25 protein-coding genes and 2 tRNA genes are annotated in these 20,963 nt (G+C 61.5%); 18 read left to right on the forward strand and 9 right to left on the reverse strand.

Annotated elements, in window-relative coordinates; genetic code table 11:
* Positions 1-9: 9 nt before the first annotated feature.
* Entirely contained in the window at positions 10-201 is a 192-nt protein-coding gene (locus AC0ZZU_RS11070; protein ID WP_476340647.1) for a hypothetical protein, read from the forward strand.
* Positions 202-213: 12 nt separating this feature from the next.
* Here AC0ZZU_RS11070 and AC0ZZU_RS11075 read toward each other — a convergent pair whose 3' ends face one another.
* The 3 genes from AC0ZZU_RS11075 to nhaR all read right to left on the reverse strand — a co-directional run bounded on the left by AC0ZZU_RS11075 (position 214) and on the right by nhaR (position 3,098).
* On the reverse strand, positions 214-855 hold the full coding sequence (locus tag AC0ZZU_RS11075) for a YceH family protein (protein WP_476340648.1): 642 nt from the start codon (positions 853-855) through the stop codon (positions 214-216).
* Between the two features lie 65 nt (positions 856-920).
* Positions 921-2,132 carry a serine/threonine transporter SstT gene (gene sstT, locus AC0ZZU_RS11080; protein WP_476340650.1) on the reverse strand — a complete coding sequence of 404 codons (1,212 nt, stop codon included), beginning with the start codon at positions 2,130-2,132 and terminating at the stop codon, positions 921-923.
* 69 nt (positions 2,133-2,201) lie between these two features.
* Positions 2,202-3,098: a transcriptional activator NhaR gene (gene nhaR, locus AC0ZZU_RS11085; RefSeq protein ID WP_476340652.1), complete on the reverse strand. Its 897-nt coding sequence runs from the start codon at positions 3,096-3,098 to the stop codon at positions 2,202-2,204.
* A gap of 141 nt (positions 3,099-3,239) precedes the next feature.
* Here nhaR and AC0ZZU_RS11090 point away from each other — a divergent pair, with 141 nt between their 5' ends.
* The 3 genes from AC0ZZU_RS11090 (at position 3,240) to AC0ZZU_RS11100 (ending at position 5,269) form a co-directional block, all read left to right on the forward strand.
* Positions 3,240-3,482 (forward strand): hypothetical protein, encoded by a 243-nt coding sequence (locus tag AC0ZZU_RS11090; protein WP_476340654.1) that lies wholly within the window; start codon positions 3,240-3,242, stop codon positions 3,480-3,482.
* A 26-nt stretch (positions 3,483-3,508) separates the two neighbouring features.
* The gene (locus tag AC0ZZU_RS11095; protein ID WP_476340656.1) at positions 3,509-4,261 is read left to right on the forward strand and encodes a TerC family protein; all 753 of its coding nucleotides are present in this window, start codon (positions 3,509-3,511) and stop codon (positions 4,259-4,261) included.
* 321 nt (positions 4,262-4,582) lie between these two features.
* Entirely contained in the window at positions 4,583-5,269 is a 687-nt protein-coding gene (locus AC0ZZU_RS11100; RefSeq protein ID WP_476340658.1) for a peptidase C39 family protein, read from the forward strand.
* 19 nt (positions 5,270-5,288) lie between these two features.
* Here the strand turns inward: AC0ZZU_RS11100 and AC0ZZU_RS11105 are convergent, their stop codons facing one another.
* Positions 5,289-6,572: an NAD(P)/FAD-dependent oxidoreductase gene (locus AC0ZZU_RS11105; RefSeq protein WP_476340660.1), complete on the reverse strand. Its 1,284-nt coding sequence runs from the start codon at positions 6,570-6,572 to the stop codon at positions 5,289-5,291.
* Positions 6,573-6,762: 190 nt separating this feature from the next.
* Here AC0ZZU_RS11105 and AC0ZZU_RS11110 point away from each other — a divergent pair.
* From AC0ZZU_RS11110 to AC0ZZU_RS11125, 4 genes are all read left to right on the forward strand, one after another.
* A tRNA-Val gene (locus tag AC0ZZU_RS11110) sits at positions 6,763-6,839 on the forward strand.
* A 186-nt stretch (positions 6,840-7,025) separates the two neighbouring features.
* Positions 7,026-7,102 (forward strand) — tRNA-Val (locus tag AC0ZZU_RS11115).
* A gap of 154 nt (positions 7,103-7,256) precedes the next feature.
* Positions 7,257-7,826, forward strand: a complete 570-nt coding sequence (locus AC0ZZU_RS11120) for an SPOR domain-containing protein (RefSeq protein WP_476340662.1) — start codon at positions 7,257-7,259, stop codon at positions 7,824-7,826.
* 129 nt (positions 7,827-7,955) lie between these two features.
* On the forward strand, positions 7,956-8,381 hold the full coding sequence (locus tag AC0ZZU_RS11125) for a GTP pyrophosphokinase (protein WP_476340663.1): 426 nt from the start codon (positions 7,956-7,958) through the stop codon (positions 8,379-8,381).
* 3 nt (positions 8,382-8,384) lie between these two features.
* Here AC0ZZU_RS11125 and AC0ZZU_RS11130 read toward each other — a convergent pair whose 3' ends face one another.
* Both AC0ZZU_RS11130 and AC0ZZU_RS11135 read right to left on the reverse strand, forming a co-directional pair.
* Positions 8,385-9,077, reverse strand: coding sequence for an endonuclease (locus AC0ZZU_RS11130; protein WP_476340665.1), 693 nt, complete (start codon positions 9,075-9,077; stop codon positions 8,385-8,387).
* A gap of 6 nt (positions 9,078-9,083) precedes the next feature.
* Positions 9,084-9,326, reverse strand: coding sequence for a DUF1654 domain-containing protein (locus tag AC0ZZU_RS11135; RefSeq protein WP_476340666.1), 243 nt, complete (start codon positions 9,324-9,326; stop codon positions 9,084-9,086).
* 296 nt (positions 9,327-9,622) lie between these two features.
* Here AC0ZZU_RS11135 and AC0ZZU_RS11140 point away from each other — a divergent pair, with 296 nt between their 5' ends.
* The 7 genes from AC0ZZU_RS11140 to AC0ZZU_RS11170 all read left to right on the forward strand — a co-directional run bounded on the left by AC0ZZU_RS11140 (position 9,623) and on the right by AC0ZZU_RS11170 (position 16,542).
* Positions 9,623-10,567 carry a substrate-binding domain-containing protein gene (locus tag AC0ZZU_RS11140; RefSeq protein ID WP_476340667.1) on the forward strand — a complete coding sequence of 315 codons (945 nt, stop codon included), beginning with the start codon at positions 9,623-9,625 and terminating at the stop codon, positions 10,565-10,567.
* 48 nt (positions 10,568-10,615) lie between these two features.
* Positions 10,616-12,166: a sugar ABC transporter ATP-binding protein gene (locus tag AC0ZZU_RS11145; protein ID WP_476340669.1), complete on the forward strand. Its 1,551-nt coding sequence runs from the start codon at positions 10,616-10,618 to the stop codon at positions 12,164-12,166.
* A complete protein-coding gene (locus tag AC0ZZU_RS11150; protein ID WP_476340671.1) occupies positions 12,163-13,158 on the forward strand; it encodes an ABC transporter permease in 996 nt (331 codons plus the stop codon). The genes AC0ZZU_RS11145 and AC0ZZU_RS11150 overlap by 4 nt, the downstream gene beginning before the upstream one ends.
* A gap of 3 nt (positions 13,159-13,161) precedes the next feature.
* The gene (locus tag AC0ZZU_RS11155; RefSeq protein ID WP_476340673.1) at positions 13,162-14,181 is read left to right on the forward strand and encodes a LacI family DNA-binding transcriptional regulator; all 1,020 of its coding nucleotides are present in this window, start codon (positions 13,162-13,164) and stop codon (positions 14,179-14,181) included.
* Positions 14,182-14,190: 9 nt separating this feature from the next.
* The gene (gene rbsK, locus AC0ZZU_RS11160) at positions 14,191-15,099 is read left to right on the forward strand and encodes a ribokinase (RefSeq protein ID WP_476340674.1); all 909 of its coding nucleotides are present in this window, start codon (positions 14,191-14,193) and stop codon (positions 15,097-15,099) included.
* Positions 15,096-15,500 carry a D-ribose pyranase gene (gene rbsD, locus AC0ZZU_RS11165; RefSeq protein WP_476340675.1) on the forward strand — a complete coding sequence of 135 codons (405 nt, stop codon included), beginning with the start codon at positions 15,096-15,098 and terminating at the stop codon, positions 15,498-15,500. The genes rbsK and rbsD overlap by 4 nt, the downstream gene beginning before the upstream one ends.
* Before the next feature lie 67 nt (positions 15,501-15,567).
* Entirely contained in the window at positions 15,568-16,542 is a 975-nt protein-coding gene (locus AC0ZZU_RS11170) for a nucleoside hydrolase (protein ID WP_476340676.1), read from the forward strand.
* On the opposite strand, the gene AC0ZZU_RS11175 is transcribed toward AC0ZZU_RS11170, so the two are convergent.
* Positions 16,514-16,726: a hypothetical protein gene (locus tag AC0ZZU_RS11175; RefSeq protein ID WP_158457751.1), complete on the reverse strand. Its 213-nt coding sequence runs from the start codon at positions 16,724-16,726 to the stop codon at positions 16,514-16,516. The two genes, AC0ZZU_RS11170 and AC0ZZU_RS11175, sit on opposite strands and share 29 nt — an antisense overlap.
* 259 nt (positions 16,727-16,985) lie before the next feature.
* Here AC0ZZU_RS11175 and AC0ZZU_RS11180 point away from each other — a divergent pair, with 259 nt between their 5' ends.
* A complete protein-coding gene (locus AC0ZZU_RS11180; protein WP_476340677.1) occupies positions 16,986-17,312 on the forward strand; it encodes an I78 family peptidase inhibitor in 327 nt (108 codons plus the stop codon).
* A 128-nt stretch (positions 17,313-17,440) separates the two neighbouring features.
* Here the strand turns inward: AC0ZZU_RS11180 and AC0ZZU_RS11185 are convergent, their stop codons facing one another.
* Both AC0ZZU_RS11185 and AC0ZZU_RS11190 read right to left on the reverse strand, forming a co-directional pair.
* Entirely contained in the window at positions 17,441-17,653 is a 213-nt protein-coding gene (locus tag AC0ZZU_RS11185) for a cold-shock protein (RefSeq protein ID WP_007956027.1), read from the reverse strand.
* Between the two features lie 157 nt (positions 17,654-17,810).
* Entirely contained in the window at positions 17,811-18,116 is a 306-nt protein-coding gene (locus AC0ZZU_RS11190) for a hypothetical protein (protein ID WP_476340679.1), read from the reverse strand.
* Positions 18,117-18,445: 329 nt separating this feature from the next.
* Between AC0ZZU_RS11190 and thrS the strand changes: the two genes are divergently transcribed.
* Together thrS and infC are read left to right on the forward strand one after the other, a co-directional pair.
* Complete coding sequence (gene thrS / locus AC0ZZU_RS11195) at positions 18,446-20,368, forward strand: threonine--tRNA ligase (RefSeq protein ID WP_476340680.1); 1,923 nt, start codon at positions 18,446-18,448, stop codon at positions 20,366-20,368.
* Positions 20,368-20,919: a translation initiation factor IF-3 gene (gene infC / locus AC0ZZU_RS11200; protein ID WP_191622461.1), complete on the forward strand. Its 552-nt coding sequence runs from the start codon at positions 20,368-20,370 to the stop codon at positions 20,917-20,919. Before thrS ends, infC begins: the two co-directional genes overlap by 1 nt.
* The last annotated feature ends 44 nt before the right edge of the window (positions 20,920-20,963 follow it).

Raw genomic sequence — 20,963 nt, forward strand, 5'->3', positions numbered from 1 at the left:
GGCCCGCCGATGACCTTGATAAGCCGTGAACCCTGGTGGCTCGTGCCGCCCAAGCCTGGGCAGCAGGAGCAGGACCTGCATTGGGGGTATCTGGAGATCTACGCTGACGGGCGCACCGTGTTCGTCGACCAGCGCCCCAGCGACCAGGAACTGGACCAGCGCAAGAGTTGCCGCCACTTCCCCAAGCCCGACAAGCCCTGAGGCCGCTGGGGATTATTCCAGCTCGGCCAGGCGGGCTTCCAGGACGGCGATCCTGGCTTCCAGCGCCTCGATGCGCTCCTCTGACACCCCACCGCCGCCGCTACGTTCCCCCCCTTGCTGACGTGCCGCCAGAATCGCTTCGATCTCGGCCGGATCCCCTAGCGCATGTGTGTAGCGATCTTCACGCTGTCCTGCCTGACGCGGCAGATGCACGGCCAGTTCTCGCGAAACCAGACGCTCAAGCTGATGCTGAACCTGATCGGCGTCTTCGAATGCATGCAAGCGATTACTGCGAGTCAACAGTTCGTTGATGGTCTGCGGTCCACGCAGGAACAATAGCCCCAGCAGCACTAGCTGCGCTGGCACCAGCTCGAGGGCCTTGTCGACCCGCTGCTCCCAGCGGTCAGCGCGGCTGCCCATCTGCAGGCGGGTCATGCCTTGACCTTCCAGTGCCCGCAATGCCTGGCCCACCTGGCCAGGGGAGAGGTTCATGACAGGCTCCCGGCTGGTCTTCTGGTTACAGGCCAGTGCCAGGGCATTGAGGGTCAATGGGTAGCTTTCCGGGCTGGTGGCCTGCTTTTCGATCAGTGCGCCGAGGATGCGGATCTCGGCGCTGCTGAAACGGCCTTCGCCTGCGGTATCGTGTTCTGACATGGCCCAGTCTCTGTGCGAGGAAAGGCCCCTAGACTAGGGGCCTGGCAGGGCAAAAACAAGGCGCCTCAGGCGGCCCGGCGCGCCTGGGCTTCGCACGCAGCGGCGGTGAAAATCACATCGGTGGACGAGTTGAGCGCGGTTTCCGCCGAATCCTGCAGCACGCCGATGATGAAGCCCACGGCGACTACCTGCATGGCAATCTCGCCAGGAATGCCGAACAGGCTGCAGGCAAGCGGAATCAACAGCAGTGAGCCACCGGCCACGCCCGAGGCTCCACACGCGCAGATCGACGCCACCACGCTCAGCAGTACCGCGGTTGGCAGATCGACCGAGATGCCCAGGGTGTGCACCGCCGCCAGGGTCAGCACGGTGATGGTGATCGCCGCGCCCGCCATGTTGATGGTCGCGCCCAGCGGAATGGAGACTGAATAGGTGTCCTCGTGCAGGCCGAGTTTTTCGCTCAACGCCAGGTTGACCGGGATGTTGGCCGCCGAACTACGGGTGAAGAATGCCGTGATGCCGCTCTCGCGCAAGCACAGCAACACCAGCGGGAAAGGGTTGCGGCGGATTTTCCAGTAGACGATCAGCGGATTGACCACCAGCGCCACGAACAGCATGCAGCCCATCAGTACGCCCAGCAGATGCAGGTAGCCCAGCAGCGCGTCGAGGCCAGATTGCGCGAGGGTCGAGGCCACCAGCCCGAAGATCCCCAGCGGCGCGAAACGGATTACCATCCGCACCAGTCGGGTAACGGCATTGGACAGGTCGTCGACCGCCTGGCGCGTGCTGTCGCTGGCGCTGCGCAGTGCGATGCCCAGGCCGATCGACCAGGTCAGCACACCGATGAAGTTGGCATTGACCAGGGCGTGCACCGGGTTGTCCACCGCGCTGAGCAGCAGGTCCTGCAACACCTCGGTGATGCCCTCGGGGGCGCTCAGCGCGGCCTCGCTGGCATTCAGCACCAGGTGTGAGGGAAAGCTCATGCTGGCCACGACTGCAACCAGTGCCGCCGAAAATGTCCCCAGCAGATAAAGCCAGAGAATCGGACGCATATGGGTCTGGGTCCCATGCTGATGGTTGGCGATGGACGCCATCACCAGCACGAACACCAGTATCGGTGCCACGGCCTTAAGGGCGGAGACGAACACCTTGCCAATGAACGCCACGTTGGCGGCGGCGGCGGGCGCCATCAGCGCCAAGGCTATGCCGGCCACTAGGCCGATGACGATCTGCGTCACCAGGCTGGTGCGGTTCAAAAGGCGCAGGACTGAGGACATGTCGAAAAAATCTCTGTCTTGTAGAAAAAAGGCCGCGACTTTAGCACAGACCGTCCAGGTCTTTTGCGCTTACCAGTGAAACAGCTCCCGCCGCGCCCCCTCGGTAATCGCGACAATTCCAGGGTGCTTCACCTTGCGGTCCACGGAAATCGCGTAGAACGACTCGTTCACCGCCTCCGTATCGCCGATCAACTGCACGCCGTATTGCCGGCACACCTCATCGGCAATCACACTCGGCGCGACAAAGATCCCACTGCCTGACTGACCAAACGCCTGCATCAACGCGCTGTCATCGAATTCTCCGATGATCCGCGGCTGTACCTGCTGCTCGGAGAGCCAGCGCAGTAGCCGGCTGCGCACCACGGTCTCCTGGCCAGGTATCAACAGCGGCGCACCGTGCAGGCAGGCGGGGAAGGGCTGGCCGTGCTTGCGGGCCAATGCCGGGGTGGCGAAAAAGCTCAGGCCGCATTCGCCCAGCTTCTGGCTGTAGCCCTTGATGTCCAGGTGGCTTGGCATGGGGCTGTCGGAGATCACCAGGTCGAGGCGCTGGATCGCCAGGTCTGCCAGAAGGCGCTCGAGCTTGTCTTCGCGGCAACTGATTCGCAGGCCGTTCTCCACCTCCATGGTGGGTGCCAGCAGACGGTAGACAATGGACTTGGGCACCACATCGGCGACGCCTACCCTGAACAGGACCTGTTGCTCCTCTGGCCCCGCCCGCAACATCGTTTCCAGCTCGCTGCCGATCTGGAACATCTGCTCGGCATAGTCCAGGGTCTGGCGGCCGCTCTCGGTCAGCTCCAGCTGCCGGCCTACTCGCTGGAACAGCTCTATGCCGTAGGTCTGCTCGAACAAACCGATCTGCCCGCTGATGGTCTGTGAAGTCAGGTTGAGCTGCTCGCTGGCACGCACGATGCTGCCGGTCCGGGCGACCACCCAGAAGTAATGCAGCTGCCGGTAGTTGAGCATAGAGAGCAGTCCCGATTCGTAAAAACCGAAGTATACCCGCTAAAAAAAACGAATTTTCCTGATGTATTACGCTCTCTAGAATGCCTTCCCATCAGGCGCGCCAGGTATGGCGTCGTCGATAAATCAAGAAGAGAGGGATCCATGCTTCAGTTCAAATCCATCGGTACACCCATGGTGGTGCTGTTGGCCGCATTGTCGATGACAGGTTGCGAGCAGGCCGAGAAATCGGCGCAGTTGGTCCTCGACCAGGCGGCCGAATCGGCCAAGCAAGCCATCGACCAGACCAACAAGGCTGCCCAGCAGGCACTGAACGACACGCTCGGCACCGAGCCTGGCAAGTCGCTGCGCAAGGCCGATGACGAAAACCAGACTCAGGACATCTGAGCCCAGACCCGATACAGGATTGAATCATGGATTATCTACTGGAACTCGCTTCTAACCCGACCGCCTGGGTAGCCCTGGCCACGCTGGTGGCCATGGAAATCGTGCTCGGCATCGACAACCTTATCTTCATCTCCATCCTGACCAACAAGTTGCCTGAGCAATATCGCTCCAAGGCGCGGCGGATTGGCATCAGCATGGCCTTGGTCATGCGCCTGGCGCTGCTCAGCACCGTGGCCTGGATTGTCCAGCTGACCGATCCGGTCTTCGAGGTGTTCGGCCAGAGCTTCTCCTGGAAGGACATGATCCTGATCGCCGGTGGCCTGTTCCTGCTGTGGAAAGCGACCAAGGAAATCCATGAAAGCGTCGATCCTCGCGGTGCCAAGGAAGAAGCCAAGGTATCGAGCGCGATCACCCTGGGCTTTGGGGCGGCGATCTTCCAGATCCTGCTGCTCGACATCGTCTTCTCGGTCGACAGCATCATCACCGCCGTGGGCATGACCGAGCACTTGCCGATCATGATCATTGCCGTGGTCAGTGCCGTGATTGTCATGCTGGTGGCTGCAGACCCGCTGGCCGACTTCATCAACGACAACCCGACCGTGGTGATGCTGGCGCTGGGCTTCCTGATCATGATCGGCATGACCCTGATAGCCGAAGGCTTTGGCGCCCATGTGCCGAAAGGCTACGTGTATGCCGCGATGGCGTTCTCGACCCTGATCGAGATCCTCAACATCATGACGCGCCGGGCGCGCCTGAAGCGCGAGGCTGCCGAAGGCTGACGGGGGGACTGCGCCGGGCTTCAATGGGCATTCATATGCCGGCGCACGGTTTTCGGGGGGCGTTGATGACGCGGTTGATGCCGCCGTACGATGCGCATCACGCCCCAGAGCATGGCGGCAGCGACACTGACCCACATGCCAATAAGCATAAGTATTGCCATTGTCAGACTCATCGAAGCCTCCTCCCTGCGGACTCTTCAAGTCTAGCTCGTCGTCCGTGACGTTCCATTCCCCGATGGTCTATCGCCTTTCGTCCCGCCGCCCTATCATCAGCCCCAGTGCCGGGCGCTGCCTGCCTGGCGACAGTCCAAGCGAGTGTCCATGTTGCAAGTTACCGCGAAGTCCCTCGCCGCCGCGCCGCGCCGCCTGCTGGCGGCATGCCTGGTGGCCGCCGGCCTGGCCGGTTGCGCCGGCCAGCCTCCATCCTCGTTGCAAGGCCTGCCCCAGCGCGTAGAGCTGGGCAGCGTGCCGTTCTATCGCGGCAACGCCAATCACAGCGGGGCCATGGCCCTGGCCGCGTTGCTGTCGCAGCAAGGCGTGCAGATCACCCCTGGCTTGCTGGACAAACCGCTGAACCTGCCCCAAGGCGCCGAAACCCTGCAGACCGGTATTCCCAGCGCGGCCCGTGAATACGGCATGGTCGTTTATCCACTGGATTCGCGCCTCGACGCCTTGCTGACACAGGTCGCCGCTGGTAATCCGGTGCTGCTGCGCTACCAGGAAGGCTCGGCTTTCTGGAGCGAGCCACGCTATGCCTTGCTGGTTGGCTATGACCGGTACAAATCGCGGGTGCTGCTGCGCTCCGGGATGAGCCGGCGGCTGTTGATGGATTTTGATGAATTCAATTCGGCCTGGGCGAAGGAGGGGAGTTGGGCAATCCTGGTTCAGACACCCAGCCAACTGCCGGCTCAGGTCGACAGTCAGCGCTGGTTGCAGGCGGCCGATGAACTCTCCCGCGCAGGGCAGGAGCGGGCGGCTCGCCAGGCGGTCAGCGCCCTGGGGCAATGACCGCTGGCATTGCGGGCGATCAGAAGCCCAGGCGGTCGCGCAGGCTGTAGTACCAGGCGCCTAGCGCACTGAATGGCACCCGCAGCATCTGCCCGCCGGGGAAGGGGTAGTGCGGCAGTTCGGCAAACGCATCAAAGCGCTCTGCCTGGCCACGCAGGGCCTCGGCCAGCACCTTGCCCGCCAGGTGGGTGTAGGTGACGCCGTGGCCACTGCAGCCTTGAGAGTAGTAGATGTTGTCCCCAAGGCGGCCGACCTGTGGCAGGCGTGACAGGGTCAGCAGGAAGTTGCCCGTGCAGGCATAGTCGATCTTCACGTTCTTGAGCTGCGGGAAGGCCTTGAGCATCTTCGGGCGGATGATTGCCTCGATGTTAGCCGGATCCCGGGCACCATACACCACGCCACCACCAAAGATCAGGCGCTTGTCACCCGTAAGGCGATAGTAGTCCAGCAGGTAGTTGCAGTCTTCCACGCAGTAATCCTGTGGCAGCAGGGTGCGCGCCAGTTCCTCTCCCAGAGGCTCGGTAGTGATCACCTGGGTGCCACAAGGCATGGACTTGGAGGCCAGCTCAGGCACCAGATTGCCCAGGTAGGCGTTACCCGCAACGATGATGAATTTCGCCCGCACCTTGCCTTGTGGCGTGTGCACCACGGGGTTCGCGCCGCGCTCGATGCGCACGGCAGGGGTCTGCTCATGGATAATCCCGCCAAGCGACTCCACGGCAGCGGCTTCGCCCAGGGCCAGGTTCAATGGGTGGATATGACCGCCGCTCATGTCGAGCATGCCGCCTATATAACTGTCGCAGGCGACGACTTCACGGATGCGCTTCTGGTCCATCAGCTCCAGCTGGGTATGGCCGTAGCGTTCCCACAGGCGCTGTTGCGACTCCAGGTGTCCCATCTGCTTGGACGTCAGGGCAGCGAAGACGCCCCCGTCCTTCAGGTCGCACTGAATGTTGTACCTGGCCACGCGCTCACGGATGATGCGCCCGCCCTCGAAGGCCATGTGGCCTAGCAGCTGGGCTTGCTTGGGACCGACGGTGCGTTCGATCACATCGATGTCGCGGCTATAACTGTTGACGATCTGGCCGCCGTTACGGCCAGATGCACCGAAACCGACCCTCGCGGCCTCGACGATGGTCACCTTGAAGCCGCTCTCCAGCAGGAACAGCGCACTCGACAGGCCTGTGTAGCCTGCGCCGATGACGCAGACGTCGGTCTCCACCTCGCCCTGCAGCGCCGGACGTGGCGGCACCGGGTTGGCCGAGGCGGCGTAGTAGGACTGGGGGTAAGGGGTGTTGGCCATGCTCGGAGCAACCTCTGTGTTATATTTTTAACGAATGTACCAATGCTATCAATAATAATAAACACCCGCTAGTCGTCTGTTAAAAATCCCTGACGTCTGACTTGTAGAAATAGTTTTTAGATTCAGTGGCTTAGGCTGAAAAAAACTGTTGACACGTTTTTTGGAATGAGTAGAATGGCGGCCACACGACAGGCACATAGCTCAGTTGGTTAGAGCACCACCTTGACATGGTGGGGGTCGTTGGTTCGAATCCAATTGTGCCTACCAAATTGAAAAGGGCGATCCCGCAAGGGTTCGCCCTTTTTGCTGTTTCAGCGTCAGCGATCTCGGGTGTGAGGCGCGACATGGCGGCACACACAAACCGATATCGCGCCGAACCGAAAGTTTTTGATTATCCTCGGAAAAATCGCTTTACAGGCATCGGTATCGCCAGTATAGTGCGCCCCACACGACAGGCACATAGCTCAGTTGGTTAGAGCACCACCTTGACATGGTGGGGGTCGTTGGTTCGAGTCCAATTGTGCCTACCAAATTGAAAAGGGCGATCCCGCAAGGGTTCGCCCTTTTTCCATCTCGCGATCCGTAACAGCCCGTTACATCGCGACACTGCGCCACTCCTTCGTCCAAAGGTAATGCACCCCTTGGCATGCTAGAATCCGCCGCTCGAAATCAGGAGATAAGCGCGTGCGCAAAGTGGCGGTGGTAATGGCGGTGCTGGCCCTGGCTGGCTGTGAGAACGAAGTCGAAGGCGTGCACAAGCAGGTCGCCGAGCATCTGCAGAACCCCAAGACAGCCAAGTTCGCCAACGTGCGGTTCGACACCGACGGCTCCATCTGCGGCCAGGTCCGCGGCAAGGACAACGCCGGTGTGTTCGAGGCCTACCGCAGCTACGTGGCGGTCAAGCACGACGGCAAGTTCGATATCATCATCGACACCACCGGCAACGACTTGCGCATCCGTGAGCGTTGCGGCGGCGCCGACCTGCAGCGCCGTGCCGACGCCCTGGCTGGCCAGCCCGCGCCCGAAGGCTGGGACGTCGAAGTTGTCCAGGGCCCGAACATGGGCGCCCTCACCGACATGACCGCACGCCTGATCGAGAAGGGTATTCCGTCATCCGTCGAGTACCGCGACGGCAAGCCCGTGGTGCTGATGGGGCCGTTCCCCAGCAAGGCCGACGCCGAGGCGCGCAAGGCCGACGTCATGGCCCGTCTTGGCACCGACACCGTGGTCATTCAGCACGGCGCCGAACGATAGCTGCCAATCTTCGTTAGGGCATTGAACTTGTAGGAAATTTCCCCGACTATGCTGGGTAAGAGGGCGGTGTAGTTGTCGCCAGTGCCGTGGCGCGTCATTGACGACGCGATCGTTAAGCAGGAGGGCTTCATGTCTACGCTGGAGCGGGCTATTGCGGTGGCTGCCAGGGCGCATGAAGGGCAGCGCGACAAAGGGGGTTCGGCCTACATCCTGCACCCGTTGCGGGTGATGATGCGGGTCCAGACGGCAGAACAGCGCATTGTCGCGGTCTTGCACGACGTGCTGGAAGATTCAGGCATCACTCTCTCGGACCTTGCCCGCGAGGGCTTCAAGCTCAAGATTCTCGCCGCCGTGCTCGCCCTGAGCCGGCGCAAGGGTGAGACCTACGAAGACTTTGTCGTGCGCGTAGGCGATGACCCACTGGCTCGAGTGGTGAAACTTGCCGACCTTGCCGACAATAGTGATCTTTCGCGTATTCCATGCCCTGGCGCCAGCGACCTCGATCGACTGGCCCGTTACCAGCAGGCCAGCGCCTACCTGCAAGCGCTGGCCTGAGCCTCAGCTGCAAGCCTTGAGGTCGACCGGCCCGACGAACTCGTTGCCGCGGCCCATCAGGCACGCAACGCGCTGATTGCGCTGCTGCTCCCACACCTGCGGCGGGTAGGTCTTGTTCCAGGCGTTGTATAGCTGGCGGTCCTGCTTTGACAGGCGCAGGTCGTACTGCTTGCTCATGTAGAAGTAGGTGCGCGCGATCATCCCCCGGATCGACGGCCGCGGCATGACCTTGCGCGCCTTGAAGTCGACCTGTGTCAGGCAGCTGCCGTACTGGCCCTGCTGCACAGGCAGCCAGCCAAACCCATAGTTGCTGCGATCCCCGTTTACCTCGCCGATGCTCGGCACCAGGTTGTGCAGGTCGGCTTCGGCACGCTGGAACACCTTGTCATGGGCCGAGCAGTTCTTGCGCCCACCGTTCTGCCAGCACTGGCGTTGATGGCCGATCTGCCAGGCCGGAACAATGTGTTCCCACTCGATGCGCGACGCGCGCTTGGCGTTTTTGCGCGGTACATAGCCGCAGCCCTTCAGGTCGACCTTGTTGCCGTTGTACTTGCACCCGCAGTAGAACTCCGTCGATTGCGGCGCATACAGGCGCCACGCCACCTTCTTGGCTTCGCTGAAGGTACGCGGGGCATCGGCTTGGGCGGTGGTGAAAGCAAGCAGCAGGCAAGCGGTAGCTAGAAGCGAAACTCTCATGCGCGGTCAGTCATCCTTGGGAACGGTCCAGAAGATCTGTACGCCACCGTCATCGCGGTGGGCGATGGTGACGTTGTCGTTCTCGGCGATCTCTTCGAGCAGGGTTTCCCAGTCATCCGGCGACTCATGGTCCAGGCGCATCAGCAATGCTGTACGGCTGCGCTGGGCGATAGGGTTGTTGATGATCTTCTGGATGCGAGTTCCCAGAAGTTCATAACTGCCAGGGGAAGAAGCTGCGGGCTTGGCCACGAGTTTGTTTCCTTGTTTGCTGTATGCGCATACAGTATTTGAGTGTGGCCGTTTTCGCAATACAGCGTCAGCGCAAGTTACCCGTGACAATCGATGCGGTCACAATCAATCTTTGGAAAGTCAGGAGCGGGATTTTTATTGCTCTGCCTGTTCGGTTTTGATGAGATTTCTCGGATAATCCCCGCGCCTGGCACCGGGCGGCTCACCAGGATTTGACAAATGCCGTCCCCGTTTCCATAGTTACGTCCTGCAAACGTTTGCGACCCGAAAAAAATCACAAGATCCGGAGTCAACACATGCAATTGCCCTCCGCTGGCCGTCTTTTGGCCATAGCCGTTCTCGCCACGCTTTCCCTGTCACAGGCTCATGCCGACGACAAACCCAAGGTTGCGCTGGTCATGAAATCCCTCGCCAATGAGTTCTTCCGCACCATGGAAGACGGCGCCAAGGCCTACCAGAAAGAGCACTCCACTGATTTCGACCTGGTCGCCAACGGCATCAAGGACGAATCCGACACGTCCAACCAGATTCGCATCGTCGAGCAGATGATCGTGTCCGGCGTCACCGCACTGGTCATTGCTCCGGCCGACTCCAAGGCCCTGGTGCCTGTGGTGAAGAAGGCCATGGATGCTGGTATTACCGTGGTCAACATCGACAACCGCCTTGATCCCGATGTGCTCAAGAGCAAGAGCATCTCGGTGCCTTTCGTAGGCCCCGACAATCGCAAGGGTGCACAACTGGTCGGCGACTATCTGGCACAGCAGAAGCTCAAGGCAGGGGACCAGGTCGGCATCATCGAAGGCGTGCCCACCACCACCAACGCCCAGCAGCGCACCGCGGGCTTCAAGGACGCCATGGCTGCCGCAGGGATGAACGTGGTCTCGGTGCAGTCGGGCAACTGGGAAATCGACAGAGGCAACGCCGTCGCCGCCGCCATGCTCAACGAATACCCCGAGCTCAAGGCGCTGCTCGCCGGCAATGACAGCATGGCCCTCGGTGCCGTCTCGGCCGTGCGCGCCGCAGGCAAGGCGGGGCAGGTGCAGGTAGTCGGCTACGACAACATCAATGCCATCAAGCCGATGCTCAAGGACGGCCGCGTACTCGCAACCCTCGAGCAGCACGGGGCAGGACAGGCGGTGTACGGCATCCAGGCCGCGCTGCAGATGATCAAGGGCGAAAAGCCTGCAGTGGATGCCGACAACGTCATCCAGACCCCGGTCGAGCTGATCACCCAACCCTAGTCGTCACGTGCGCGCCTGCCCGTGCGGCAGGCGCTTGGAGAACCGGCCATGTCAGCGACGGCGAATGTCGTGCTAGCAGTCAGCGCCCTGGGCAAGACCTACGCACAGCCCGTGCTCGGCGATATCGAGCTGAACCTGCACGCAGGCGAGGTGTTGGCCCTTACCGGCGAGAACGGCGCCGGCAAGAGCACTTTATCCAAACTCATCAGCGGCCTGGAAACCCCAAGCACCGGCCGCATGCACTTCCTGGGGCAACCCTACGCGCCTGCCAGCCGCAGCGAGGCCGAGCGGCTCGGCGTGCGCATGGTCATGCAGGAGCTCAACCTGCTGCCGACCCTGACCGTCGCCGAGAACCTGTTCCTGGATAACCTGCCCAGCCGCGCTGGCTGGATCAACCAGAAGCGCCTGCGCCAGCTGGCAACCGCGGCCATGGCCCAGGTCGGCCTGGACGCCATCGACCCAGATACCCCGGTGGGGGAGCTGGGCATGGGCCATCAACAGATGGTCGAGATCGCCCGCAACCTCATCGGCGATTGCCGGGTACTGATCTTCGACGAACCCACCGCCGTGCTCACTGCCCGCGAGGTGGAGTTGCTGTTCACCCAGATCGAGCGCCTGCGCAAGCGCGGTGTCGCCATCGTCTATATCTCGCACCGCCTCGAAGAGCTGCAACGCGTCGCACAGCGCATCGCCGTGCTGCGTGATGGCAAGCTCGTATGTGTCGAGCCAGTCCGGCGCTACAGCAGCGGCGAGCTGGTCAATCTGATGGTCGGGCGCGAGTTGGCCGAACACATCGACCTGGGCCGTCGGCAGATCGGTGCGCCGCTGCTGCGGGTCAACGGCCTGAGCCGTGCCGACAAGGTGCGCGGCGTGTCGTTCGAGGTCAGGGCAGGGGAGATCTTCGGTATCTCTGGCCTGATCGGTGCGGGCCGCACCGAGCTGCTGCGCCTGATCTACGGGGCCGATCACGCCGACAGCGGCAGCATCGAGCTGGGGCAGCCACCGCGCCCTGTGACCATTGATTCCCCAAAGGCCGCCGTGCGCGCCGGCATCGCCCTGATCACCGAAGACCGCAAGGGCGAAGGCCTGCTGATGTCGCAGTCGATCAGCGCCAATATCGCCCTGGGCAACCTGGATGCCGTGTCCCGCGCTGGTGTGCTCGACCATGAAGCCGAGCGCGCACTGGCGCTCCGGCAGATCAGTGCCATGCGCATTCGCAGCGCCGGCCCTGAGCAGGCAGTAGGCGAGTTGTCGGGCGGCAATCAGCAAAAGGTTGTGATCGGTCGTTGGCTGGAGCGCGACTGCCAGGTGCTGCTGTTCGACGAACCGACCCGAGGCATCGACGTTGGCGCCAAGTTCGACATCTACGGCCTCTTGGCAGAACTGGCGCGTCAGGGAAAGGCCTTGGTGGTGGTGTCCAGTGACCTGCGCGAGCTGATGCTGATCTGCGACCGCATCGCCGTGCTCTCGGCAGGACACCTGATCGACACCTTCGAGCGCGACCACTGGAGCCAGGATCAGCTCCTGGCCGCCGCTTTCGCCGGATACCAGAAACGTGACGCCTTGCTGCACGCCGCAGCGCCCAGGATGGACCCATGAAACCCACCCCCCTTGAAGCATCTGCAAGCCCAACGCAGCGCCGCTCCGGTACCTGCTTCGGCCTCGGCACCTACCTTGGCCTGGCGGGCGCCTTGCTGGCGATGATCGTGCTGTTTTCATCACTGAGCAGTCACTTTTTTTCCTACGGCACCTTCAGCACCCTGGCCAATCAGATCCCCGACCTGATGGTGCTGGCGGTCGGCATGACCTTTGTGCTGATCATCGGCGGCATCGACCTCTCGGTTGGTTCGGTGCTGGCGCTGGCGGCTTCGGCCGTCAGCGTGGCGATTCTCGGCTGGGGCTGGAGCGTGGTGCCCGCGGCCTTGCTGGGCATGGCTGCGGCCGCACTGGCCGGCAGTATTACCGGCGCCATCACCGTAGCCTGGCGCATCCCGTCGTTCATCGTTTCGCTCGGTGTCCTGGAAATGGCCCGCGGACTTGCTTACCAGTTTACCGACTCGCGCACTGCCTACATCGGTGACGCCTATGCCTGGTTTTCCAATCCGATCGCGTCTGGCATCTCGCCAGCGTTCATCATCGCCTTGCTGATCATTGTCGTCGCCCACCTGGTGCTGACGCGTACCGTGTTCGGCCGTTACCTGATCGGTATCGGCACCAATGAGGAGGCCGTGCGCCTGGCGGGCATCGACCCGCGCCCCTACAAGGTCATGGTGTTCGCGCTGATGGGTCTGCTTGCGGGTGTTGCCGCGCTGTTCCAGATATCGCGCCTCGAAGCCGCCGACCCCAACGCCGGTTCCGGCCTCGAACTGCAGGTGATCGCCGCCGTGGTCATCGGCGGTACAAGCCTCATGGGAGGGCGCGGTTCGGTCATCAGCACCTTCTTTGGCGTACTGATCATCTCCGTATTGGCCGCGGGCCTTGCGCAGATCGGCGCCTCCGAACCCACCAAGCGCATCATCACCGGGGCGGTCATCGTGATCGCCGTCGTACTCGACACCTACCGCAGCCGGCGCGCAGCCCGGCGGAACTGAACTATGGCAACGATAAAAGATGTCGCGGCACTGGCAGGCATTTCCTACACAACGGTTTCGCATGTGCTGAACAAGACCCGCCCGGTCAGCGAACAGGTACGGCTCAAGGTGGAGGCGGCCATCCTCGAGCTCGACTACGTGCCCAGTGCCGTGGCCCGCTCGCTCAGGGCGCGCAGCACTGCCACCATCGGGCTGTTGGTGCCCAACAGCATCAACCCGTACTTCGCCGAACTGGCTCGAGGCATCGAGGACGGCTGCGAACGCAACGGCTATTGCGTGATCCTCTGCAACTCCGACGACAACCCGCAAAAGCAGCGCAGCTACCTGCGTGTGCTGCTGGAAAAGCGGGTCGATGGTTTGATCGTCGCCTCGGTAGGCGAAGACCGCGACCTGCTCGACAGCCTCGCCTGCGTACGCACCCCCATGGTCATCGTTGACCGCGCGCTTGAGGGTGTTCCCGCCGACCTGGTGCGCATCGACCACGAGCAGGGCGCCTATCTGGCCACCCAGCATCTGCTTGAGCTCGGCCACAGCGACATTGCCTGCATCGGCGGCCCGACCGACACCGGCGTCGGCCAGTTGCGCCTGGCGGGTTTCCATCGGGCCATGGCCGAGGCCGAAGTGGTAGTGGACGAGCAGCGGCTCCTGCAATGCGACTTCACCAGCGATGGCGGCTATCACGCGGCGGCGCGCCTGCTGGGTGGCCGGCCGCCCACGGCGATTTTCGCCGGCAATGACATGATCGGCTTCGGTGTGTTGCGCGCCGCCGCCGAGCGCAACATCAGCGTGCCCGGCCAGCTTTCGGTCATCGGTTTCGACGATATCCAGCTCAGCCGCTACGTATATCCGGCACTGACCACTGTCGGCCAGTCGATTCGCGAGCTTGGCGAGAGCGCCGCCGAAGTGCTGCTCTTGCGTATCGCCTCGCCCCAGCGCCAGGCTGAACAACGCATCGTGCCGCCAAAGATCGTGCTGCGCGAATCCACCGGGCCGCGCCAGAGCCTGTTCAATGACTACCGGTGAGGTCCTGACATGAGCGCCAAGGTGGTAGTGGTGGGGAGTCTCAACATGGACCTGGTGGCATGGGCCGAACGCCTGCCGCGCGTCGGCGAGACCCTGACCGGCGAGCGCTTTTTCACAGCGCCGGGAGGCAAGGGCGCCAACCAGGCGGTAGCGGCGGCGCGGCTCGGCGCCACGGTGGCGATGATCGGCAATATTGGCGATGACGCGTATGGCCAGCAATTACGCCAGGCGCTGGCAGACGAGCGCATCGATTGCCAGGCGGTGAGTGTTTGCCCGGGCGTCTCCAGTGGGGTGGCACTGATCGTGGTGGATGCCACCAGCCAGAACGCAATTGTCATCATTCCCGGCGGCAACGGTCATCTGCTGCCCGAGTCGGTGAAGCGCTTCGATGCCCTGCTGCAGGACGCCGAGGTCATCGTTTGCCAGCTGGAAGTGCCCTTGGCAACAGTGGCCTGGACCTTGCGGCGCGGTCGCGAACTAGGCAAAACGGTTATTCTCAACCCGGCACCGGCCGCCGGACCATTGCCCCAGGGCTGGCTTGGCCACATCGACTACCTGATTCCCAATGAAAGCGAGGCCCAGGCCCTGACCGGCTTGCCGGTGCACGACCTGGACAGCGCGCGCCGCGCGGGAGAGCGCCTGATCCAATGGGGCGTGGGAAAGGTTATCGTCACCCTCGGCGCCCAAGGTGTACTGTTTGCTGACGGCAGCGGCAGCCAGCATTATCCGGCAACCCCGGTCACTGCGCTGGATACCACCGCAGCGGGGGACACCTTTGTGGGTGGCTTCGCTGCAGCCCTGGCACGAGGGCTGGGGGAGGGCGATGCCATCGAGCTCGGCCAGCGCGCCGCTGCGGTCTCGGTCACTCGAGCCGGCGCGCAGCCCTCTATTCCGAGTCTTGCGGACCTGGCGCCATGAAAAAGACCCCGCTGCTCAACATCGCACTGTCGCGTACAATCGCCAGTCTCGGTCACAGCGATATCCTGGTGATCGGCGATGCCGGTTTGCCAGTTCCGCCTGGTATCGAGCTGATAGACCTGGCCCTCACGCCCGGCATCCCGGACTTTGCGAGCACCTTGCGCGTGGTGTTGAGCGAGATGCAGGTCGAGCATCACGTGCTGGCCGATGAAATCTTCATGGCCCTGCCGCCGGCCTTTGCCTTCATCGAGCAACTGCATGGACAGCAGCAAATCGGCCTGCGTCGATGTGTGCCCCATGACGCCTTCAAGGCGCTTTGCAAAACAGCCCGCGCCGTGGTGCGTACCGGCGAATGCCAACCCTACAGCAACATTGCCCTGATCGCCGGCGTGACTTTCTGAATCCAGGCACAAGGAGTGCAAGATATTGATACAAGCTGCCAAACGTTTGCTACAAGGAGCCCTGCTGATGTCTGCCCTCACTGTCACCGCCGCGCATGCTGCTGTGCGTGACCTGATCATCGACACCGACCCAGGCGCCGATGACGTAGTGGCTCTGCTGCTCGCCATGGCCTCGCCAGACGAACTGAACATTCGCGCCATCACCACCGTGGCCGGCAACGTGCGCCTCGAGAAGACATCGCGCAACGCCCGCCTGGCGCGCGAGTGGGGAGGTCGAGAGGAAATTCCGGTGTACGCCGGGGCAGGGCGGCCGCTGGTGCGCGCACCCATCTATGCCGCCGAAGTCCATGGTCAGGAAGGTTTGATCGGCGTGCCGGTCCATGAGCCGCGCCAGGGCCTGGCCAGGGGCAATGCCGTGCAGTATCTGGTCGATACCTTGAGCCAGGCCGAGCCCGCCAGCGTGACCATCGCCATGCTTGGCCCGCAGACCAACCTGGCCCTGGCGCTGATCCAGCAGCCGGACATCGTGAAAGGCATCAAGGAAGTGGTGGTCATGGGTGGCGCCCATTTCAACGGCGGCAATATCACGCCCGCCGCGGAATTCAATCTGTACGCCGATCCTCATGCCGCCGAAGTGGTGCTGGCCAGCGGCGTCAGGCTCACCTACTTGCCGCTGGACGTCACCCACAAGCTGCTGACCAGTGACGCCCGCCTGAAGCAGTTGGCCGCGGTCAAGAACCAAGCCAGCAGCAAAGTGGTGAATATCCTCAACGCCTACATCCAGCATGACATGGACCTGTATGGCATGAGCGGTGGCCCGGTGCACGATGCCAGCGTCATCGCATATCTGCTCAAGCCCGAGCTGTTCAGCGGGCGCGACCTCCATCTGACAATCGACACCCGCGAGGGCCCGACCTTTGGTCAGTCCGTCGCCGATTGGTACGGCGTGCTCAAGCAGCCAGCCAATGTCCACTGGATCAACACTGGCGATGCCCAAGGCCTTTTCGACCTGCTCAGCGCGCGCCTGGCTCGACTGCAATAGCCGCGTGCGGCGAATAGCGCTCGAACACCTGGTCGATAAAGCTGCGCGCCGCCTCGTGGCCGCGATCGCGGACCAGCAGGTCGATTGCGATCAACAGTAACTCTTCCGGGCTGCCTGGGCTGTAGGCACTCTGGCCTTCTGCCCATTTGACCTTGATATCGGCAACGATTGTATGACTGCTCATGGTGATCTCGGCGTGGGCCTGTAGTGGACGATTCGGATGCCTGACCCTGGCACTCGAAGGGAAGGCACATTGCCTTCTCACTTCATGCAGTAAATCATGCCCTTGCGTCAAGAGCACTCAGACTTAGGCATAGCAAAATCCAGACACGATTGCCTTGCGACTGTCATGCTGGATTCAGGCAGACGTGGCCGGTTTTGCAACGAAATCTCTGTCGAACTGTCGCATAGGGCAGTTCCCGTGATCGATATTAGGAGGATTCATGTTCCGTACCCGTGCTTCCCTGGCTACCTTGCTGGTAGCTGCAGTCCTGGCAGGTTGCAGCACTGGTGGTTCTTCGAATGGTGGTGGCAATGGTGCGCCATCGGCCCCGGCCAACAACGACGGTCGTTGCGAGGCCAGCGGCGCCGACTTCAGCATCGGCAAGCAAGGCAGTGCCGAGTTGCTCGAGCAGGCCCGTGCCTCCAGCGGTGCGCAAACCGCCCGTATCCTCAAGCCCCACGACGTGGTCACCCTCGAATACCGTTCCGACCGCCTCAACCTCAATGTCGATGAGAAAGGTGTCGTCAACCGCGTCAACTGCGGCTAGTTGTCTGCAGGGGCGACCCGGTACCAGTCCGCCCCTTCACCTGAGTACCGCTCGAATCGCATTGATCCGACGAATTTCAGGCAACAAAAAACCCGCCACCAGGGCGGGTTTTTTGAAGCTCTACCGAATTACTCCGGGCGAACCTGTGCAGCCTGCATGCCCTTCTGGCCTTTCTCGGCAACGAAGGAAACGGTCTGGCCTTCTTTCAGGCTCTTGAAGCCGTCAGTTTCGATGGCTTTGAAGTGAACGAACAGGTCGTCGCCGCCACCTTGTGGAGTGATGAAGCCGAAGCCTTTCTCATCGTTGAACCATTTGACGGTGCCGGTTTGGCGATTGGACATGGGTGAATCTCCAGAAACATGATTTTTCAATGGTGCGATGTTGCCGAGGCCACAAGGTGCACGAGCAACATCATAGTCTAATTTTGCGTGTGTCGCGCCTTTTACATTAACTGAATGCGCGTCAGACGTAAAAAAATGTGATCCAAGGTGCGCTGGATCAGTTTTTCTTGGGCGCGCAGGCCTGTGTTACCACGGTTTGCGCCCGCTGCATCAGCTTGGCGTCAACACCGTCCTTGCTGTCGAGATCTTCGATCTCAGCCTTGGAAAAATTCTTTTCGATGGCCTCTGCACCACATTTGCAGTGCGCATCGGCGGTTTTGGCGTCGACGCCCTGACCGGTGGCTACCTGGACACACTGTTCCATATAGGCGCCTTTCTTGCCCGCCGGCCAGTCTGCCTGGGCTGCCATGGGCAGCAGCAGGGCGCCAGCGGCGGTCAGGGCGAGAAGAGACTGAAGTCGCATAACCAGACACTCCTAGGGGTAAGGTCTTATCAAGAGTAGGATGCTTCAAAACCTCTGAACAAAAAATTTCCCCCCAAGTTCACCGCCACTACGCGATTTCCAAAATTTTCTCCGTGGCCCATACCCTGCGTGCTAGCATGCCCGGCTTGCAGCTTGCCCCGTGCGGCGTGCAACCCTATTTCCAGTCACTCTGGTTCGACCCTGAAAGGCTACGGCTGCTGCCACTGTGAGGCAGGCTTTGCTGACGCAAAGGCAGGGGCGGATCTTGTACTGGCTCATCCCAACCCACGTGACCTTTGGTAGGGGTCACCACTAGGAGAGGAGGCGCCATGCCCACTATTACTCTTCCCGATGGCAGTCAACGTACGTTCGACCACGCCGTATCCGTAGCCGAAGTCGCCGCCTCCATTGGTGCGGGCCTCGCCAAGGCCACCGTGGCCGGCAAGGTCGACGGCAAGCTGGTCGATGCCTGTGACCTGATCGAACACGACGCCACCCTGCAGATCATCACGCCCAAGGATGAAGCAGGCGTCGAGATCATTCGTCACTCATGCGCCCACCTGATCGGCCACGCCGTCAAGCAACTGTACCCGACTGCCAGGATGGTCATCGGTCCGGTGATCGACGAAGGCTTCTATTACGACATCGCCTATGAGCGTCCTTTCACCCCAGAGGACCTCGCCGCGATCGAGCAGCGCATGCAGCAGCTGATCGAGAAAGACTACGATGTCGTCAAGAAAGTGACCCCGCGCGCCGAAGTCATCGACGTATTCCAGAGCCGTGGCGAAGACTACAAGCTGCGCCTGGTCGAAGACATGCCCGAAGAGCAGGCCATGGGCCTGTACTATCACGAAGAATATGTCGACATGTGCCGCGGCCCGCACGTGCCTAACACGCGCTTCCTCAAGGCATTCAAGCTGACCAAGCTGTCCGGGGCCTACTGGCGCGGCGATGCCAAGAACGAACAGCTGCAGCGCGTATACGGCACTGCCTGGGCTGATAAAAAGCAGCTGGCTGCTTATATCCAGCGCATCGAAGAAGCCGAAAAGCGCGACCACCGCAAGATCGGCAAGCGCCTGGGTCTTTTCCACCTCCAGGAAGAAGCGCCTGGGATGGTGTTCTGGCACCCCAATGGCTGGACGATGTACCAGGTGCTCGAGCAGTACATGCGCAAGGTACAGCGTGATCACGGCTACCTGGAGATCAAGACTCCGCAGGTCGTCGATCGCTCGCTGTGGGAAAAGTCCGGCCACTGGGCCAACTATTCCGAAAACATGTTCACCACCGAGTCCGAAAGCCGCGACTACGCCATCAAGCCGATGAACTGCCCTTGCCACGTGCAGGTGTTCAACCAGGGCCTGAAGAGCTACCGCGAGCTGCCGCTGCGCCTGGCCGAGTTCGGTGCCTGCCACCGTAACGAGCCATCGGGTGCCCTGCACGGCATCATGCGCGTGCGTGGCTTTACCCAGGATGACGCGCACATCTTCTGCACTGAAGAGCAGATGCAGTCCGAATCGGCTGACTTCATCAAGCTGACCATGGACGTCTACGCCGACTTCGGCTTCAAGGACATCCAGCTCAAGCTGTCGACCCGCCCTGAGAAGCGCGTGGGTTCCGATGAGCTGTGGGACCGCGCCGAAGCCGCATTGGCCGCAGCGCTGGACAACGCAGGCCTGGAGTACGACCTGCAGCCGGGTGAGGGCGCGTTCTACGGGCCGAAGATCGAATTTTCCCTGAAGGATTGCCTCGGCCGCGTCTGGCAGTGTGGTACCCTGCAGCTCGACTTCAACCTGCCGATCCGCCTCGACGCCGAATACGTCACCGAAGACAACGGCCGCAAGCATCCCGTGATGCTGCACCGCGCCATCCTCGGTTCGTTCGAGCGTTTCGTCGGAATTCTCATCGAGCACTACGAAGGTGCATTCCCGGCCTGGCTCGCGCCAACGCAGGCGGTGATCCTCAATATCACCGACAAACAGGCCGATTTTGCCCTCGATGTCGAAAAAATTCTCGTCGGTGGCGGTTTCCGTGCCAAGTCCGACTTGAGAAATGAGAAGATCGGCTTTAAAATCCGCGAGCATACTTTGCTCAAGGTCCCGTACCTTTTGGTTATAGGGGACCGCGAAGTCGAAACGCAAACCGTCGCTGTGCGTACTCGCGAAGGCGCAGACCTGGGCTCCATGCCCGTCGCCCAATTCGCCGAGTTCCTTGCGCAAGCGGTTTCCCGGCGTGGTCGCCAAGAATCGGAGTAATTACTATTAAGCGTGAAATGAGAAACGATAAACGAGCTGCACCGAAGGCCCCGATCAACGAGAATATCTCGGCCCGTGAGGTTCGGTTAATTGGCGCTGACGGCGAGCAGGTTGGCATCGTCTCAATTGATGAAGCGCTGCGTATCGCTGAAGAAGCGAAGCTGGATCTGGTAGAGATTTCTGCTGATGCCCTCCCTCCTGTCTGTAAAGTCATGGACTACGGCAAGCACCTCTTCGAGAAGAAGAAGCAGGCCAACGAGGCCAAGAAGAATCAAAAGCAGATCCAGATCAAAGAAATCAAGTTTCGACCAGGGACGGAAGAAGGGGATTACCAGGTAAAACTACGCAACCTGGTACGTTTCCTTAGCGAGGGGGATAAGGCCAAGATCTCATTGAGATTCCGCGGCCGTGAGATGGCTCACCAGGAGCTGGGCATGGAACTGTTGAAGCGGGTTGAAGGTGACCTGCTCGAATACGGTACCGTTGAACAGCATCCAAAGATGGAAGGACGCCAGCTTATGATGGTCATCGCCCCCAAGAAAAAGAAATAACCACCAGGGCACGGCAGGCCTTGCGGTTATGTTTATCAACTGAA

It is taken from the genome of Pseudomonas sp. JE3303, assembly GCF_056312565.1.